Genomic DNA, 19269 nt, shown 5'->3' with positions numbered 1-19269 from the left:
TTTAATTTAATGATTAGTTAAAAGCTTAAATTAATACCTGTCATTAATGTACGTGACATATAAGCTGCACCCCATTGGTTTCTCCCGGCATTTTCAGGATCCCATCCATCATAATCTGTAAATACAAAAGGATTTTGTACTGTTGCATAAATTCTTAAGTTACTAATTTTAAGCTTTTCTAATATTGTAGAAGGAAGCTTATAGCCTAATGTTATAAAACCAACTTTAGTGAATGAAATATCTTTATATTGAATAGCATGACCGAAAGGTCCAGGGTTTCCAGGTTGATTCCAATCATTTGATTGGTTTTCTGGTGTCCAATAATCAACATTATAACCATTAAATGTTCTTTGAGGTTGTTCTTGCCATCCCCAAGCATAGTTAGCATGGAAATTACTTCTCATTTTAGCCCCTTGACTTGTATTTATCATGAATGAAAAATCGAAGTTTTTATAATTCATAGTACTAGTAAAACCACCAGTCCACTTTGGTGTTACTTGACCAATTATTTTTCTATCAGCAGAAGTAATTTGACCATCATTTGTAACATCTGTTACCTTAACTTGTCCAGGAATTTGACCATAAGATGCTGCCTCAGCTTCTTCATCTAATTGCCATATACCTGCAAATTCATAATCATAAATAGCACCTATTGGCTCACCTACTCTATGAATAAGGCTAGTACCTCCTACATTAAAAGGAATATCTATATTTCCATTAGCTAGTTTTTTTAACTCGTTTTTATTAGATGCAAAATTAAAGTTAGTTGTCCATTTAAAATTACCATTATCTACGTTAATTGTGTTTAATGCAATTTCAATACCTTTATTATTAGAAGAACCAATGTTTTCAAATACTCCAAGACGATTAAGCCCCGTTAATGTAGGTAATTGTCTTTCAAAAATAATACCATCAATATCTCTATTGTAAATATCAATAGATCCGTTGATTTTGTTATTCATAAACCCAAAATCAAGACCTAAATTTATCTCAGTCGTTCTTTCCCAAGTAAGATCTTTATTTGCTATACCAGTAACATATGTAGTAGATACTGCTTGGTCTCCTAAATTAGTTGCACTTGCTCCTAATAGAGATTGAGATCCAAGAGGATACAATCCTCCTCCTGTTCCATTGTTACCTGTTTCACCGTAACTCAATCTAAGCTTAGCATTAGAAAAAGTTTGTTGATTTTGCATGAAACCCTCATCTATAATTTTCCAAGCAAAAGCTGCTGATGGGAAAAATGCCCATTTATTATCTTTTGCCAAAATAGAAGCACCATCATAACGTCCAGTAACAGTAAACAAGTACTTATCCTTTAAGGTATAATTTATTCTACTAGTGTAAGATTCTAAAGTTTGTTTAGAAAAATCACTAGAAACATCTCTAATATCTAAACCTGCATCTAAATTATAGAAGGTAAATTCATCAGTAGTAAAATTTCTAACTTGATTATAATATCCTTCACGACGTTCTAAAAATCTAGAAATTACAGCGGTAACATCAAGAGCATGATCACCTTTATTAAACTTATAGTTAAAAATATTATCCCATGCATAAGAAAAATAGTTAGAGTTATTTACTTGAGCTCTTCTATTTGACGCATTTCCACTAACACTTTTTGTATACAATGAACGATATTCACCAAATCTTGTATATTTTAGATTAGGTGAAAATTTAGATGTAATTGTTAAAGCTTCTATTGGTTTAACTTCTATAGCAATATCTCCTATGTATTGTAAAAATTTAGTCTCTCTAATTTCTCCACCTGCTTCAAATAAAGGATTTGTAATTTGAGTTTCTTTATTTGTTGGAAAAAACCGTAAAGACCCATCGTCATTATAAGGTCGACCAATTGGTTTTAATCTATAAGCACTTCTAAACCCTTCATAACTTCCTTGATTTTGAACAACTGAAGTAACATAGTTACTAACACTTATATTCAACCAATCATTAAGATCACTACTTAAACTTCCTCTAATATTATATCTAGTATAATCTTCTCCTTCTGCAGTTCCTTCATCTTCTGTATAAGCTAAACCAGCTGAATACGTAGTTGTATCATTTCCACCACTTAAACCTAAAGTATGATTCGTTTGAAAACCGTTTTTAAGCATTAGATCAATCCAATCAGTATCAATACCTTCGGCAATATTTTGCTGTTCTTCTGCATCAAATATACCATCTGTTACATCTACATCACTTGCTCTGTAACTTGTATTTCCTGAAACAAATTGACCTCCTACAGCAGCGTCTTTAACAAATTTAACATATTCAGCAGCATTAAAAACTGATGGTAAATGATAAGCTTGTTTAAATCCAACATAATTACTGTAGTCTACTTTAGTTTTACCACTTTTACCACGCTTAGTTTCAATTAAAACTACACCATTACTACCTCTAGATCCATAAATAGCAGTTGCAGAAGCATCTTTAAGCACGTTCATACTGCTAATATCCGCAGGATTTAAAAATGAAATATCATCTACGAAAATCCCATCTACAATAAATAATGGATTTTGCCCAGGATTAAATCCATTAGCATCATTAGAATTGATAGTACTTGCTCCACGAATACGAATATTAAAACCTCCTCCTCCAGGTTTATTATCCGTACGTTGAATAACAACACCTGCTGATTGACCTTGTAAAGCAGAAACAGCATCTACTTTATTAGCTTGTTCTATTTGCTTAGAACTAATTTGCACAACAGATCCTGTTAAATCACTTTTCTTTACAGAACCGTATCCAATTACGACTACCTCATCTAGTTGAGCCGCATCTTCGTTTAACTTTGCATCTAAAGTAGCCCCTCCACTATAAGCAAGTTCTAATGTTTGATAACCCAAATAGGAGAACACAAGTACGTCTCCAACATTGGCTTTAATTTCATATTTACCATCAAAATCTGTGGCACTACCAGTTGAAGTACCTTTAATAACAACATTAACTCCTGGAATAGGAATATTTTGATTGTCTGTTACTACACCAGAGACATCTATTTGCGCCCATGATGTTGATGAAAAGCCTATTATTAAGGCTATCATTAAGAGTTTAATTTTCTCCATATTATTTAATTTTAGTTTATAGTTGTGCTAATTTATTGTTAAAGCCTCATTACAAGATGGATATATCATTCCAAAATATGGACATTTTGATTACCCCTTGTATTTATTAGGCTAATAGTCCCATCTCACAAAAGCTTCCATAGCTGCGTAGTGCGATAATCCTAATTGATGGTATATTTGTGCAGTTTCTTTGTTTCTGTCTTCGGCACGTTGCCAGAATTCTCTACTATCTGCTCCTTGAAACACGACGCCATCCTTCTGTGATTGATGTTTAAAAATTCCTTTACGCTTTTCAAGCACTTGATCTGGCCCCATTGGTACGGCCATTTCAATTTCATCGACATTCCATTCTTGCCATGCACCTCTATACAACCAAACCCAACAATCTTTCATAAATTTTTTAGGTTTTAATGCTTTTACTGCAGCAAAAATGGCATCTAAACATACTTTATGGGTTCCATGAGGATCTGCTAAATCGCCTGCCGCATAAATTTGGTGAGGTTTAATTTTATCTATCAAATCCATGGTTAATTGTATATCCTTTTCTCCTAAAGGTTTTTTCTCAATACTGCCTGTCTCATAAAAAGGAAGCTCCATAAAATGAATTTGACTATCTGGTAAACCAACAAAATAACAAGTAGATTGGGCTTCTCCTTTTCTTATTAGACCTTTTATATATCTTACTTCTTCAATATCTATCTCACTAGCCTTTTTGTTTTTAAGAAAAGTAATTGCTTTTTTATAGATGTTTACTGCATCTTCACTTTCAATTCCAAATTTGTCATTATAATCACATACAAAACTTGCAAACCTTAATGCTTCATCATCTGCTACCGCAATATTACCAGAAGTTTGATATCCTACATGTACTTCATGTCCTTGCTCTTGTAAACGCTTAAATGTTCCACCCATACTTATAATATCATCATCTGGGTGAGGACTAAAAATGAGTACTCGCTTTTTGGCTGGTTCGGCACGCTCTGGCCGTTTACTATCATCTGCATTCGGTTTACCACCTGGCCAACCTGTAATGGTATTTTGTAATTTATTGAATATTTGAATATTAATATCGTAAGCTGGACCTGAGTCTGCTAATAAATCGCTCATTCCATTTTCAATATAATCAGCATCGGTAAGCATCAAGATAGGTTTCTTTAAATGTAACGCTAAGCCTAAAACAGCCTTTTTTATGAGGTTATCTGACCAATCCACCTTTTCAACTAGCCAAGGTGTATTGATACGCGTTAATTTTGATGCAGCAGATTTATCCAGTACAAATGTAGCATTGTTATGTTCCTGCAAAAAAGAAGCTGGTACCAGATTGGTAACCGTTCCTTCTACCGAGGCGTTTATTATATTTGATTTTCCTTCGCCCCAAGCCAATAAAATTACGCGTTTAGCTTCCATTATTTTTTTAACACCTAAAGTAATTGCGGTTCTTGGTGTATTATTCAAACCAGAAAAATCATTACTAGCCGCTACTCTTGTAATGTGATCTAAAGCTACTAATCTAGTTTTTGAGTTTTGAAGTGATCCTGATTCGTTAAACCCAATATGACCATTACCACCAATGCCTAAAATCTGCAAATCTAAACCTCCTAAAGCTTCAATTTTTGCTTCATAAGCATTACAATATTCGGCTATTTCTTCCTTTAAAAGTAAACCGTCTGGCACATGATAATTTTCCGGCAATATATCGATATGGTTAAACAGCTGTTCTTTCATAAAACGGACATAACTATTTATAGAATCTGGCTCCATAGGATAGTATTCATCTAAATTGAATGATACCACATTTTTAAAACTTAAACCTTCTTCTTTATGCAACCTTACTAATTCGGCATACAATCCTTTAGGAGAAGATCCTGTTGCCAATCCTAATATACAGGGCTGTTTCTGGTTTTGCTTAACTCTTATTAGATCTGCTATTTCTCTGGCTACAGACTTAGAAGCTTCTGTTGAATTTTCGTAAACTATAGTTTCTACATTTTCAAATCGCTTTTCAAAACTTGTTGCTTTATCTATACTACTATTTAACATTGCTTTTGTTTTATTTATTGATTATATATTATTTTTATTCTAATGAACTATTCTCTAGACCAACTTTTATATTTATGTCCCCACACAGCAAAAAACAATATGATGGAATAACAGGGAATTAAAATCCAATAACTACTTGTAGCAGCTGATGCTATGGCTTCAGATTCATTCATTCCATTAACAATAAGTTGTTTTGTATTAGCATCTACCAACCTTCCGTATAATGGAGGAATTATGGCTCCGCCTGAAATTGCCATAATTAATAAAGCAGATGCTGTTTTAGTAGATTTGCCCAAACCATCCAAAGTTAAAGGCCAAACAGCTGGCCAAACCAAAGCATTTGAAATACCTAAAAATGCGACAAAAAGTACCGATGTAAACCCTGATGTAAATAATATACATATGCTAAAAACTATTCCTAATACAGCACTAATTTTAAGAGCCATACCCTGTTTTAAATATTTAGGAATTAAAATAACTCCTAAAGCGTAAGTAGCCACCATCGCTAAAAGGGTAAATGTGGTGAAGAATTTTGCATCTACGGCAGAGAACCCTAAAGATATTCCATACGCAATAATAGTATCTCCAGCTATCACTTCTGCTCCTACATAAACGAATAATGTTAGTACTCCTAACCATAAATTAGGAAATTGAAAAATACTGGTTTTTGTTGTTTCTCCTTCTTTTATTTCTTTAGCTTCTATTGCTTCTACATGTGGCAATGGTGCCTTTCTAATCAACAGTCCTAAAACAAATAAAACAATTGCCATAATTAAATAGGGCATAAAAACACTATCGGCCATAGTGTCTAAAAGGACATTTTTTTCTTGAATAGATACACTTCCTAATTTCTCTTTTACGTCATCTATTCCAGAGAGTAATAAAGCTCCAAAAATCAATGAGCCCAAAGCTCCTGCCGTTTTGTTTGCAATACCCATAATAGCAATACGTTTTGCTCCACTTTCAATAGGTCCCAAAATGGTGATATAAGGGTTGGCGGCTGTTTGTAACAAAGTCATTCCTATTCCTTGAATAAAAATACCTGATAAAAATACCCAATAGGTTCTTGCTTCTGCTGCAGGTATAAATACCATAGCTCCAATAGCCATTATAATTAAGCCTAAAGACATCCCTTTTCTATATCCGATTTTGTTTAGAATATAAGAAGCAGGCAACGCCATAACAACAAATGAAATATAGGACGCTGTAGCTACAAAATAAGATTGTGCATCGGTTAGTTCATTAATAGTTTTCATAAATGGTATCAATGCACCATTTATCCAAGTGACAAAACCGAAAATAAAAAATAGACTGGCAATAATGATGATAGGAACTAACGTATTATTGGATGAAATAGTGGTCTGTTTCATAAATATATTATTTCTTTTAAAACCCTTTTGGTTTTCTTAATGTGATTGGAAATTTTTAGTATTTAAGTAATGCATGTCATCATTTTTGCACCAATTTGTTTCCCATTCTTTTATTAATTGCCTTTCTTTTAATTCGTCGAAAGGTTTATTATTTACTGCGGATACTCTAAGTGCTTGCAAAAACATTTTCCACCTTGGCCAATAAAATTCTTTATACATCCCTTGCCATGATTTAGATGCATAATCATTTAAATGATCATTACCACCCCACATAGTAATTAGCATTTTAGCATTTTTTAAATAAATTTTTGATATTTCAGGAGACTCTCCATAATCCCAAGCTGATGTTAACCAATAGTTTAGATTGTTTAAGGGTTGCCCTGAAAGCATGTTATCTAATTCTAAAGCTTTTTTCTCAATATCATTAAATAGAGCATCTGCTTTTTCTATATTTTTATCATTATAGGCTTTAACACATTCTATTAATAAATCATCAATAATTAAAGAGCCATACTGTCTGGATGCTTCTATTAAATCATAATGAAAAAGACTGTTTTTATCATAGTTTTTTGATTCCTTAACCAAAATATCCAAAGCTTGTTTTAACTTTTCTTTATCGCCTGGGCTTGCTTTAAACGTTGATATTTTTAATGTAGGTCGTTTAAAAAACAAATATGCTCCTGCTCTACTATCCCACCAACGTGTTTCCCAATATTTTGTACTATATACAGATTCTATGAGTAATTGCCAAGCCTTAAAAACGGGTTTAGGCGTTTTTCCATACCTAGCATTTAAATACGTTTTTAACCAATTTTTCACTGGTTCTTGCCCTTGTGCCCAAGGAAGATCATAAATATATTCATAAACTACAGAGTTATTATTTAACCCTTCTGGCATAACACCATAACCCACTAGATACCCTTTATTAGAGCGACTCAATAAGCTTTTAAGTTCCTGATTGTAAAAGTTTAAATCGCCATAAACAGGATTTGAACCCCCATAATTATGTACATAGCCATAGGTCCATTGCTTACCATAAAAGGCTTCTTGATTTTCCCAAACTTTATATCTATCATTAGCATAGTCTTGAATGATAAGTCTGTCGTTAGGCACTTTGTTTAAAAAAGATTTGGTAGCTTCTTTTGTCCAAAATTCTTTATCATTACCAAAAAGCCAACCTTGCATGACCCATGTTGCCCCTGGAGCAGCTTCATCTATGGTTTCATAGATAATTTTCCCATAATCTGATAATTCTTCATTCTTGTGTTCTTTGGATACAGGAGGTTCAATTTCATTAAAAGAATCGGCTAAATAAAAATTTGACTCGCCGTATAACTTAGTATATAATTCAATAAAACGTATACCTATTTCTTTAAATAGAGGGTCTTTTGGATCTAATAAATAAGTGCTTTCAAAACCACCACCGGCCCAAGCACTTAATTCACTTATTTTTGAATCAAGGTGTTGTTCTGCAAATGCTTTTGGCACATAGCCACTAAAAGCTGGTACAACAGGATGCATGTCTAGTGCCCTCATTTTTTGCAATATTCTTTTCTGAATATCTGACTTTTTATTAATCCATTCTTGCGGTAATACACCTTCATGACTATTTATATTACCCATGCGTTGCCAAGGTAAAAATGCAGGTCCCGCAAAATGTTCCTGTAATTCACCATCAGACACCCCGTATTCTTTCCATAATTGTTGCCAAACAATTTCTTGCCCCTCAAGTGCTGTTGGTAAATTAATGCCATGTAATGCCATCCAATCTATCTCCTTAGACCAACGCTCCCAATCCCACCAAGGCGTTGTATAACCGAACACACAAGCATTTAAATATTCTCTGTATTTAAAAGGCGTTGTTCCTTTTTTAGAATATGTAGGCCATGTTTTAGGTAAATCAATTCTATTACCTTCCCAACTCACTAAAACAGCTCCAATATCTTTAAGAAAACTATAGGCTGCATAACAAATAGTTGTGTTAGATGTTCCTTTAATAGTAACTTTGTTGTCTGTTGTTTTAACCTCAAACCAATCTTCATTATTAGACTGTGTTTTTTCTATAATACTTAGTTCAAATTCATTTGCACGATTACCTATAAGTTTTTCTATAACGGCAAATGAACTTTTTGTTTCTTCAGTATTTTTACATGACATATTAAAACATGACAAAAACAAGACTATCAAAATTTGAAAATTAATTTTAAGCGAATTATATATATTTTTATTTAAATGGTGTTCTCTCATTTTGATAATACAATTAAATTGGAATCTTATTAAAGCTTTTTATAAAAATTAATGACAGTTATGCTACTCAAAAAATTGTAAAAAAAAGGGAGAATAAATTATTGTAGAATAAATCATCTCCCTACTAAACCAAACAACTACTATTTACATAAAAAACAACTGTTTTATTTTTTATAACAATAACATAGAAATGTTATATCTAAATAAATATCATGTTTTTTATGCCTTAAAGAAGGGTAACTAATCCTTCTTATTTAAACTTTATTAACTAGGATAAATTTATAACCAATGATTCGTTTTGAAATGGACACATTAATCAAAAACATAGACAAATTGTATTTTATCCTTTACGAGGCTTAATCCATTCTATTTTTTAGAAACCTGAATTACATTTACAACATTTACACTTCATTAAGTACATAGGACTTACATCACATCGCTTATTTACAATTATGCTAAATGTAAATCTAGGATACTATTTAGAATTAAGTTGATGTTGAGAATTGTGCAACACCTTCAGTAAGGTGAAATACTGATTTACCTATAAAAGTATTTGAAGTTTGTGTATTATTCTGAGAATCAAAAAAAGTAGTATTCGCTATTACTTTTGCTAAACACATAGGCATTGGCATATTAAAAAATGGCAATTACAGACTTATTGCATCGTCTTGACGACTGTAAAAACAAGTAGATTCCTTTTCTATACCTTGACTAAATGTGCTATCTAAAAATCAATACTACCAAGAAAAGATAGTTCCTTGTACAGAAACTATCTTTTTGTTAATTCAGAAAAACCTATATATAAATATTTCCAAAATGCAAAAAATTCATTCTAAAACAGAATCTAAAAAACATCTAGATCTATTTGTTGTCCCATAATAATCTCAACTATCATATCATATAGGTTGTCTTTCCACAAGAACTTAATATAATGGTAGCTACTAAAACAATAAAAAAGTTGACTCTTTTATTATCTAATTATTTATAAAACTAATTATACCATCTTGCGGAACTACTTTTAACATGTTGCCTTCTGAATCAAAGTTTAAACTATCCACAGCTATTTCTCTTAAAAGGGTATCATTTTTATTATCTTTAATTCTATGGTATAAAATATAATCTTGATTGTTTTCTTTAAACATAGCATGATGTCCAGGGCCTAAGGTTGTAGAATCTTTTGATGTTGATAATATTGGACTATTCTTACCTTCTGTCCATGGACCAAAAGGAGTTTCTCCTACTGAATACCTAACCTTATATGTACTATTTGTACATTTCCCATCTGAATACATTAAATAATATTTATTGCTTCTCTTTAACATAAATGGCGCTTCAAAGTAATGAGGCGGTGTAATATCTTTTATGTCTTCTTCATTAAAAGACACCATATCGCTATTCAATTTAACAATAAAGCAATGTCCATTTACCCAATTTAAACCAGAACCCCAATATAGGTAAGCTTGTCCATCATCGTCAATAAAAGCCTCAGCATCTATCATGTGGTATTCAGGAAACATATCTCCTTTTATAAATGGAGTTTTGTCTTCTTTAGCATTTTTCCAAGGCCCTAATGGCTTATCGCTAACACCAGCCCAAACTTCACTCCCTACAGAGATGTACATATAAAATTTTCCGTTATTGGCCTGAATTACACTAGGAGCCCAAACCCTACTATTATTGGATGTTGGTGATATACAAGCCTCTTTAGTTGGCCAATTAATATGCTTTTGTTCCCAATTTTTAAAATCTGATGATTCAAATACAGCTAACTCATCGCCTCCCCAAGGATCTATAGTGGCATACATATAATACTTGCCATCAAATTTAACCATGCTTGGATCTGCAAAAAAACCGTCAACGATAGGGTTGGTTATTTTTACTAATGCAGGCTTTTCTACTTTTTTAGATTCTGCTTTTTGTTTGCAACTGAATATTATTAAAAATAGAAAGCATAAATATGATACCTTTTGAAGTACTTTTAATCGTTTAATAATTTTAATCATCATTTACTTTTTATTGAATTATTTTTTATCTATGAACTCATTTAAAGTTTTTCAATTAAAACTTGGGATTTATAGAAAACGAATATTGATACGTTTTATTCGCATAATACATATATGACGCATGTGGTTTGGCTCCCCAACTCGTATCTCCGCCAACACCCATCATTTTATGATCTATATGAACTTCAACAAAATCTCTATCTTTTATATCTGCTGGGGTTCTTAATAGTTTTTTCTTTCCAGGATCAAAATCATTAGTACTATGGTGCAAGGCATTAAACTCTATCGTTTCTCCGTTTGCCTCAATTTCAAAGCCTAAACCTATTTGATTTTTCAAACTAAGCCATCTAACATCTGTTTTATGGCCGTTTTCTTGTGGTCTACCATAAGCAACATATTGATTTGCTACTTTTGAACTGTACTTACCTACAAAAGCTGCTGTATTTCTATCAATGTAATTTTCCCAAGGACCGCGACCATAGTATTCAAGATTAGCAAATTCTTTAGGCATTCTGAAAACCATACCAATACGTGGTATTTCAGATAAATCAGATTTAGAGGCTTTAAATTTATAATTCACATCTATTTTCCCGTTACCATAAATAGTATATTCAATATCTATATCACCTTCTACAGTTGGTAATTTAAGCTTAGAATTAACTATTACTTCAAATGAAGATACTTTTTTATAATTGATACTTACTAGCATTGTATTATTCACGACCTCTTTCCACACCTCACAACGTTCTGGCATTTTATTACCAAAATCGTTATCTGTTGGAGCTCTCCAAAACGTTGGCACCAAAGGCTCATTCATCAGTTCATAATTATTCAATTTGTAAGATGAGATAGCACCTGTTTTTTTAGATATCTGGATGTCGAAATCCTCGCCAGTAATATGGATTACTTCTGATGCATCTATAACCTGTATTTGATTTGAAGTTATTGCTTTAACAACCATTTTATCAAATGTTGTTAAAGCAAACTGTTGAGTAGCTACTCTATGTCCAAAAGGAATCAATTCGGTTTCTTCTCCTTGTAATGCATAAATATTTAAAAAATATTCTTTTCCGTTTTTTTGATTAAAATCCTTTAATCCTAATTTGAATTCTTTGTCCGTTTGTGGCAAAACACCTGTTGGGTTGAAAACACCTTTTTGTATTACGGCACCGTTCTCCAATAACTCCCAACGAATGATATAATCTTCTAAACCAGAAAAAAAGTTTTCGTTTTCTATAGTAATAATACCTTCCGAAACTTTTAGATTTTTAAAATGGATGTTTTGATATTCTTTTTTAACTTCAAACAAACCTGGGTGTGGCGTCATGTCTGGATCGACCAATCCGTTAAAACAAAAGTTATTATCATGGTGCACACCTTCTGGTTCAAAATGTCCGCCATAAGCCCAAAATTTAACACCTTCAGCATTATATTTTGTTAAACCTTGATCCATCCAATCCCAAATAAAGCCACCTTGTAATTGTTTATTACTTCTTACTAGATCCCAATATTCTTTAAAGTTCCCACTACTATTTCCCATAGCATGTGCATATTCACACCAAATAAAAGGCCTTTTAGCATCTGTCTCTAACCATTGTTCAACACCTTCTATAGATTGGTACATGTTACCTATAATATCGGTGTGCTGTTCTTTAACGTCCGATAATCTCTCAGCACGCTCATAATGTATTGGTCTGTTTTTGTCTAGTTCTAAAATAGCTTTATAACCAGCTAAAAAATTAGGTCCATCACCTGCTTCATTACCCATACTCCAAACAATTATAGACGGATGGTTTTTATCTCGCTTTACCATATTGGTAATTCGTTCTACATGAGCTGCTTTCCAAGCTGAATTGTTGGCTAGTGTGTTTTCTGGATTATAGCCCATACCATGAGATTCTATATTCGCTTCATCATACAGATACAAACCGTATTGATCACATAGCTTATACCACAATGGCATATCTGGGTAATGACAAGTACGAACCGCGTTAATATTATTCTGTTTCATCATTTTGATGTCTGCCAACATATCTTCTTTGTTAACAACATGTCCAAAATCTTGATTGTGTTCATGACGATTTACCCCTTTTAACAGAATTGGTTTACCATTTACCAACAATTGCCCACCTTTTATTTCGGTAGTTCTAAACCCTATTTTTATTGAAGAGGCTTCAATGGTTTTGCCTTTGCTATCTTTTAGATCAATCAATAATGTATATAAATATGGATTTTCGGCAGACCATTTATTTACATCTAGTATTTCACCTGTAAAATTTAGCGTATTGACACTAGAACCTTTAGAATTAAAAGTAGATTCATTTGACAGTATTTCTGTTCCATCTGCATCTAGAATTTGATATTGTAATTTTAAATGAGATGCTTTTTTATTAGAAGTATTCTTGATTTCGGTTTCTAAACTAAATGCACCGTTTTTATAGTTAGCACCTAATAATGCTTTGGCAAAAAAATCTCTTATTTGAATTTTTGGTCTGGCAAAAAGATATACATCGCGTTGAATTCCTGATAATCTCCAAAAATCTTGATCCTCTAAATAACTACCATCTGTAAACTTAAAAACTTTAACTGCTAACTTATTAGTTCCTTCTTTCAAATAAGGTGTTATATTAAATTCTGCAGGAAGTTTAGAGTCTTGATTGTAACCAACTTTTTTTCCATTTACCCATAAATAATAACCCGATTTAACAGAACCTAATTGAATGTAAACGTCACTTTTTAACCAATTTTTATCTACGTTAAAATACGTTATATATGATCCTACTGCGTTTTGTGATGCTTTTATAAAAGGTGGATTTTTCTCAAATGGGTAATCCATATTAGTATAATTAGGGTATCCAAATCCATTTAACTCCCAATTACCAGGCACAGGAATTTCATCCCATTTGCTGTCATCAAAACCAACCTTTTGAAAATCTGGTATACCTTGATCTGAATGATCTGTAAAATTAAACTTCCAATTGCCGTTTAAACACTTAATGTTTTCTTCATTTTTCGGATCATTGAGCTTGGCTTTTTCTAATGTTGAATATGTAAAAAAAGAAGCTCTTGCTTTTTCTTTATTTTGTTGAAACATTCTTGGATTCTCCCAATCGTTTTGACTAAATGTATTTTGACAAAGAATTACGAGTACGCAGAAAATGAAGTTTTTCATATTAAAATATAATAATTTATAAACCTATTAGAATTTGAAAATGTGAAGTTAAAGATAATTGTAAATTATTACATAGACATATTAATCATATGTATGGAAATATTCTAGAGTTGCAACAACAAGTCAGAGAAATTTCCCAGAACTATATCTCATATTCAGCTTTTTAATTTTATTATTCGACTTCACATGGATTTGTATCTATATGTAGTACACAGCACAGATTTTATCAAATTTAATTATCTATACCTGTAAAGTTCGCCTAAATAATATTTCTTTAGCATCCATAACCTTGTAACAAAAATAGGTTTCACGAACAAAAGAGATCAAGCCCAAAACGTGTACGGAATCGAGTACTTTCTGTAAAAGTAAGAAAATTGAGGACATAAAAAAACGGATTGTGAGAACACAATCCGTTGAGTTTATTAGCGTGAAGCTTTGTAGCGGGAACTGGACTCGAACCAGTGACCTTCGGGTTATGAGCTCCGTGCTAATCAAATTTCAAACACGTTTGCTGGGCTCACAAGCCATCAAATTATAAAATCGTATGCAAAAACGTATGCAGTTTTTAGTTTTCTGATTATTAAATTATTTAATGCAATATAATCAAAATTAATTTTACTAAACCTCGGTTTTCATTAACATTCTCATAATTTAATTTTGAAAACATTATTAATAAAATGACCGGATCAAGTAGCGCTTTGAGTACAACATTAAACGTAATAACTTTATTATAAAGTGTTACGGTTTCTTAGTTGTTGATTAGCAACGTTTAGTCATTTATTTAAAAAAAGAGCGTTTTTTTAATTCTTTTTTTACAATTTAAAAACTACGATACTGTCGCATTTGTAAAATCATGAATAAATTCACAAGCCTTATTTTATTAATATCACATATTATTATATAACTTGTACGAACAATTTATAATTTATAATTAGGTTTTAATTTTCTAACTACATAAGTTTTATTTTGATAAAATTAGCCCAATATTTCATTTAAAAAACAGGTTATACTTTGGTTAAAAATCTTGACTTTAGAAATAAATATTTTTTTATATTAATTATTTTCATTGCAATAATTGGTTGCAATAAAAAGCATGAACATTCTATAATAAATAGCATTCCCGAAAATATTAAATCAGATTCTCAAGAAAAAATCAATAATACTTTTAATAAGCCTCTTAATACATCATATCTTTTTGATGCTAAATATTCAATCGAGCAATTAGATAATACAAATGGACTCTCCAACAGTTCTGTAAATACTATTTTTCAAGATTCTGAAAATTTGCTATGGATTGGTACTTGGGATGGATTAAATAGATATAATGGTCATAGTTTTAAAATATTCAGACCTGAGCTGAATAATGAAAACAGTCTTACCAACCAGATAATCCTTAAAATTGATGAAGATCATAATGGAGATATTTGGGTTTTGACTGTACACGGCTTAAATAGGTATAACAAAAAAACAAACACGTTTAACAGATATTATTTTTCTAGAAAAGACAAACCTCCTTTTTCAGAATCAGAATTCAATATGACTCTTGATGGTTCGAAAACAGTATTTTGTGCGGTTAAAGACTGGGGGATTGGATACTTTAATGGTGATGTTTTTCAATTATTGGAAATTAAAAACCTACCTAGTAATGCTGTTAGTAAGATGGTGTTTTCACAAAATGGCGAATTACTTTTACTTTTTGATAATAATGAACTTTATTCTTTAAAAATAAAAATTAAAGAGGATGGTTCAAAAACAGTTTCTAAAGTAAAGCAGATTTTAACTAATGTGAGCGATTTTGGTATTCTGTCGCAAAACAAAATGTGTTTTATAACGGTTTCTGGAAATCCTGTATTGTATTCTTTTGATGACAAAACTGAGATAATAATAGATAAAGCCAGTAGTCATAATATTATAGCTAGAACTAAAGAAGGCCTCTTATTATATAATGAATCGGGGTATTTTGTTGTCGATAGTTTAGGAAGAACGGTAAGTAATGCATGGACTAAGAAACTAAAGGATCAGAAAATAACAGCCTTATTACAAGGAACTGAAAATGTGATTTGGAAGGGAACAGATGGTGATGGACTTTTTAAAATGTACCCACAGAAAAAAGTATTTAATTTAGTTTCTAAAACGCAAGTTCCTGAAATTGATGGAGGTATTGTAAGAGCTTTTTTAGAAGAAGAAGGGAATTCATTTTGGGTAGGTACAAAAGGAAGCGGGTTATTCCGCTTTCCTTCAGAATTCTACCTAAACACTAACAATCCATTAGCCTATAAAAACTTCAATGAGAGTAATAGCTCCATAAATAATGCGGTATTTGCGCTTTGTAAGGGGCAGGATGATCTTATTTTTGTTGGGACAGATGGCAAGGGAATTAATGTTTTTGATTTAAAAAAATCAAAACTTATTGGTTGGTCAGATATTATTGGAAATGAATTTTGCTCTTATTTTAAGTCTACCTATGCCATTTATCAAGATGAAAATGGGGTTATTTGGTTAGGTACAAACGGATATGGAATGGTTAGTTTTAAAATTTCACGTTATGGAGAAAGATTAAAAATAACTGACTTTAAACAATATTTAGCGGCTAATGGATCAAAAGAGTCTTTAAGTAGTAATATTATTTTTTCTATAATTCCAAAAAGTAATGATGAACTTTGGATAGGAACGAGGTTAGGTGGACTAAATCTTTTTGATAAAAGAATAAACAGATTTAAAACTTTTAAAAATATAAAAAACGATCCGCAAAGTTTATCAAACAATGACATTTTGTGTCTTCATACAGACATTGAAAAAAGACTTTGGATTGGAACAAGTTTTGGTTTGAATGTATTAGAAGAATTTAATGACGGCGAAGAACCTAGATTTAAAAACTTTACGGTAAAAGATGGTCTTCCTAATAATACCGTTCATGGAATTGTTTCAGATAATAAGTCCAATCTTTGGATAAGTACAAATTTTGGATTATCTAATTTTATATTTAAAGAATTAAAATTCATTAATTATACTAAAAATGAAGGTTTGCAAAATAATGAATTTGCAGATGGTGCTTTTTATCAAAATGATAATACAGATTTCATTTTTGTAGGAGGAATTAAAGGTTTTAATTATTTTTTACCCTCTAAAATAGAAGAATCTCAAGTTGTACCAGATATTCTTATTGATAAAATTAGTGGTCAAAATCAAGAAGTTCCATATTATCAAGGACTAGTTGTATCTCCAAAGTCAAAAACATTTCCTTCTATAGTTTTAGAGCACGATCAAAACTTTTTTGATGTAGAATTGGCTGCTTTAACTTATATAAACAGTGAAAAATGCCAATATGCGTATAAATTAAATAATTTTGATCAAGATTGGAACTCTATTAATAACAGAAAAATTATCTCTTTTACTAATGTGCCAAAGGGTGGTTATTCTTTATGGATAAAATGGTCTAATAGTGATGGTGTTTGGAGTGATGCAGTTCATGCTGTCGATATTAAAATCAAACCTGTTTTTTGGCAATCAAATGCTGCAATATTTGTTTATTTTATTTTATGTCTTCTATTTCTGCTTTTTGTGTGGAGCTATTTTAATAAACAGTATCGATTAAGGCAAAACATTCTTTTTCAAAAACGTGAGGAAGAAATTCACCAAAATAGACTAACGTTTTTTACAAATATTGCTCATGAATTTCAAACACCTTTAACTTTAATCGTGGGACCTATACAAAAACTTGCTGAATCGGAAAATCTAGGGGAACGCAGTAAAAAGTTTATAGACATGATTCAAAGAAATTCGTCTAGGCTTTTATTCTTAACACAGCAATTACTCGAATTTAGAAAAGCTGAATACGATTATTTAGAAGTCACGGTAAAGCAGTTTGATTTAGTTAATTTGATTGAGCAAATAGCGGAGTTGTTTGATGAATGGGCATTAGAAAAAAATATTGAGTATAATTTAGAGTTACCAACAGAACTGGTTGGGTGGTATGATAAGGATAAAATTGAAAAGATAATTTTTAATCTATTGTCTAATGCCTTTAAATATACACCTAATAATGGTAGCATAAAACTGAAGTTTGACAAGCAAGATAATGGAATAAAAAAACTAACTATTAAAGTATCCAATACAGGGAAGGGTATACCCAAAGAAAAACTAGAATCATTGTTTGATAGGTTTTTCTTAACTGATTCTGGAGAGAAATCAGATACAGATTTGTTTCGAACAGGTATTGGCTTAGCATATATAAAAAAATTGATTACGGTATTGAGAGGTGAAATTGAAGTTTCAAGTAAGCTAAATAAAATTACTGTTTTTAAAATCATACTTCCTTGCAGTAAAGAATCATATAAAGACAATGAAATTGATGTAGAAGGAAATCAGATTTTAATTTCAGATTACCTCAAAAATATTCTTGAAGAAGTACCAAATGACTCTGATGACAAATTAAATAAAATGTCATCCCTTGAAGCTGTTTTAGAGAATAGAAAGGTGATATTGATTGTAGAAGACGAAAGAGAAATTCAATTATTTTTAAATGAATTATTAAACGAAAAATATAAGATTGTAATTGCAAATAATGGACTGGAAGCATTAGAAAGAATTGACAAAGAACTTCCAGATATTATTATTACTGATGTTATGATGCCTTTAATGGATGGCGTTGAGTTATGTAAAAAGGTAAAAGAGACCGACAGAACCTGTCATATACCTGTGATAATGCTTACGGCTAAGAGTTCTATTTTACATCGTATTGAAGGTTTAGAAAGCGGAGCTAACTCTTATATTCCAAAACCATTTCATCCAGATCATATACTTATTAGGGTTAAAAAACTTTTACAAGAAAGAGAACTTATACTAAAACATTTAGCTCAAGATACACTTATTGAAAATATTAAAGATCTTGAAGTACATAATGATGATAAGGTATTATTACGAAATGTTATTGAATTAATACGTAATAATATAGAGAATGAGAACTTGCAAAGTCAATTTATTGAAGAAAAGTTAGGAATAAGTAATTCACAGTTATATAGAAAGATTAAACAAAACTTTGGGTTTTCTCCTGGAGATTTAATACGAACTACTAGGCTACAGTATGCTGCCGAACTTTTAAGAAAAAGTAATTTTACCGTTTCACAGGTTTGTTATCAGTCAGGTTTTAATAATCGGTCTTACTTTTATAGGGAGTTTAAAAAAATGTATAACAGCACTCCTAAGAATTATCAAATCAAGAATAATTCAGAAAAAAATCAAGAATAATATATTTTAATAACCTTTAAATTAGGTGATTAGTAGTTAGTGTACACTTTTGAAGATATAGTGTACACCGTTTGCTAGGTTGTTGGTCTACATTTATCATATGATTTTATATCATCTTTTAT

General features: G+C 31.3%; 8 protein-coding genes. 1 reads left to right on the top strand and 7 read right to left on the bottom strand.

Annotation, left to right across the window (positions count from 1 at the left end; genetic code table 11):
- Positions 1 to 17 precede the first annotated feature (17 nt).
- The 7 genes from RHP49_09575 to RHP49_09545 all read right to left on the bottom strand — a co-directional run bounded on the left by RHP49_09575 (position 18) and on the right by RHP49_09545 (position 13900).
- Positions 18 to 3068 carry a TonB-dependent receptor gene (locus RHP49_09575; protein ID WNH11170.1) on the bottom strand — a complete coding sequence of 1017 codons (3051 nt, stop codon included), beginning with the start codon at positions 3066 to 3068 and terminating at the stop codon, positions 18 to 20.
- Positions 3069 to 3179: 111 nt separating this feature from the next.
- On the bottom strand, positions 3180 to 5108 hold the full coding sequence (gene nagB / locus RHP49_09570) for a glucosamine-6-phosphate deaminase (GenBank protein WNH11169.1): 1929 nt from the start codon (positions 5106 to 5108) through the stop codon (positions 3180 to 3182).
- A 47-nt stretch (positions 5109 to 5155) separates the two neighbouring features.
- Complete coding sequence (locus RHP49_09565) at positions 5156 to 6478, bottom strand: sugar MFS transporter (GenBank protein ID WNH11168.1); 1323 nt, start codon at positions 6476 to 6478, stop codon at positions 5156 to 5158.
- A gap of 36 nt (positions 6479 to 6514) precedes the next feature.
- Complete coding sequence (locus RHP49_09560; GenBank protein WNH11167.1) at positions 6515 to 8635, bottom strand: alpha-N-acetylglucosaminidase; 2121 nt, start codon at positions 8633 to 8635, stop codon at positions 6515 to 6517.
- Between the two features lie 575 nt (positions 8636 to 9210).
- Positions 9211 to 9372, bottom strand: coding sequence for a hypothetical protein (locus tag RHP49_09555; GenBank protein WNH11166.1), 162 nt, complete (start codon positions 9370 to 9372; stop codon positions 9211 to 9213).
- A gap of 327 nt (positions 9373 to 9699) precedes the next feature.
- Complete coding sequence (locus RHP49_09550) at positions 9700 to 10731, bottom strand: family 43 glycosylhydrolase (protein ID WNH11165.1); 1032 nt, start codon at positions 10729 to 10731, stop codon at positions 9700 to 9702.
- A gap of 52 nt (positions 10732 to 10783) precedes the next feature.
- Positions 10784 to 13900, bottom strand: coding sequence for a glycoside hydrolase family 2 TIM barrel-domain containing protein (locus RHP49_09545; GenBank protein ID WNH11164.1), 3117 nt, complete (start codon positions 13898 to 13900; stop codon positions 10784 to 10786).
- Positions 13901 to 14911: 1011 nt separating this feature from the next.
- On the opposite strand from RHP49_09545, the gene RHP49_09540 reads away from it, so the two are divergent.
- Positions 14912 to 19147 (top strand): response regulator, encoded by a 4236-nt coding sequence (locus RHP49_09540; GenBank protein WNH11163.1) that lies wholly within the window; start codon positions 14912 to 14914, stop codon positions 19145 to 19147.
- Positions 19148 to 19269 lie beyond the last annotated feature (122 nt).

This window comes from Flavobacteriaceae bacterium HL-DH10 (assembly GCA_031826515.1).
Classification (GTDB): domain Bacteria; phylum Bacteroidota; class Bacteroidia; order Flavobacteriales; family Flavobacteriaceae; genus Thalassobellus; species Thalassobellus suaedae.
This window is presented reverse-complemented; position numbering and strand designations above follow the sequence as displayed.

Excerpts from the sequence above, each read along its gene's own strand:
- RHP49_09575 (WNH11170.1), bottom strand. The coding sequence starts at position 3,068 with ATGGAGAAAATTAAACTCTTAATGATAGCCTTAATAATAGGCTTTTCA.
- nagB (WNH11169.1), bottom strand. The coding sequence starts at position 5,108 with ATGTTAAATAGTAGTATAGATAAAGCAACAAGTTTTGAAAAGCGATTT.
- RHP49_09565 (WNH11168.1), bottom strand. The coding sequence starts at position 6,478 with ATGAAACAGACCACTATTTCATCCAATAATACGTTAGTTCCTATCATC.
- RHP49_09560 (WNH11167.1), bottom strand. The coding sequence starts at position 8,635 with ATGTCATGTAAAAATACTGAAGAAACAAAAAGTTCATTTGCCGTTATA.
- RHP49_09550 (WNH11165.1), bottom strand. The coding sequence starts at position 10,731 with ATGATGATTAAAATTATTAAACGATTAAAAGTACTTCAAAAGGTATCA.
- RHP49_09545 (WNH11164.1), bottom strand. The coding sequence starts at position 13,900 with ATGAAAAACTTCATTTTCTGCGTACTCGTAATTCTTTGTCAAAATACA.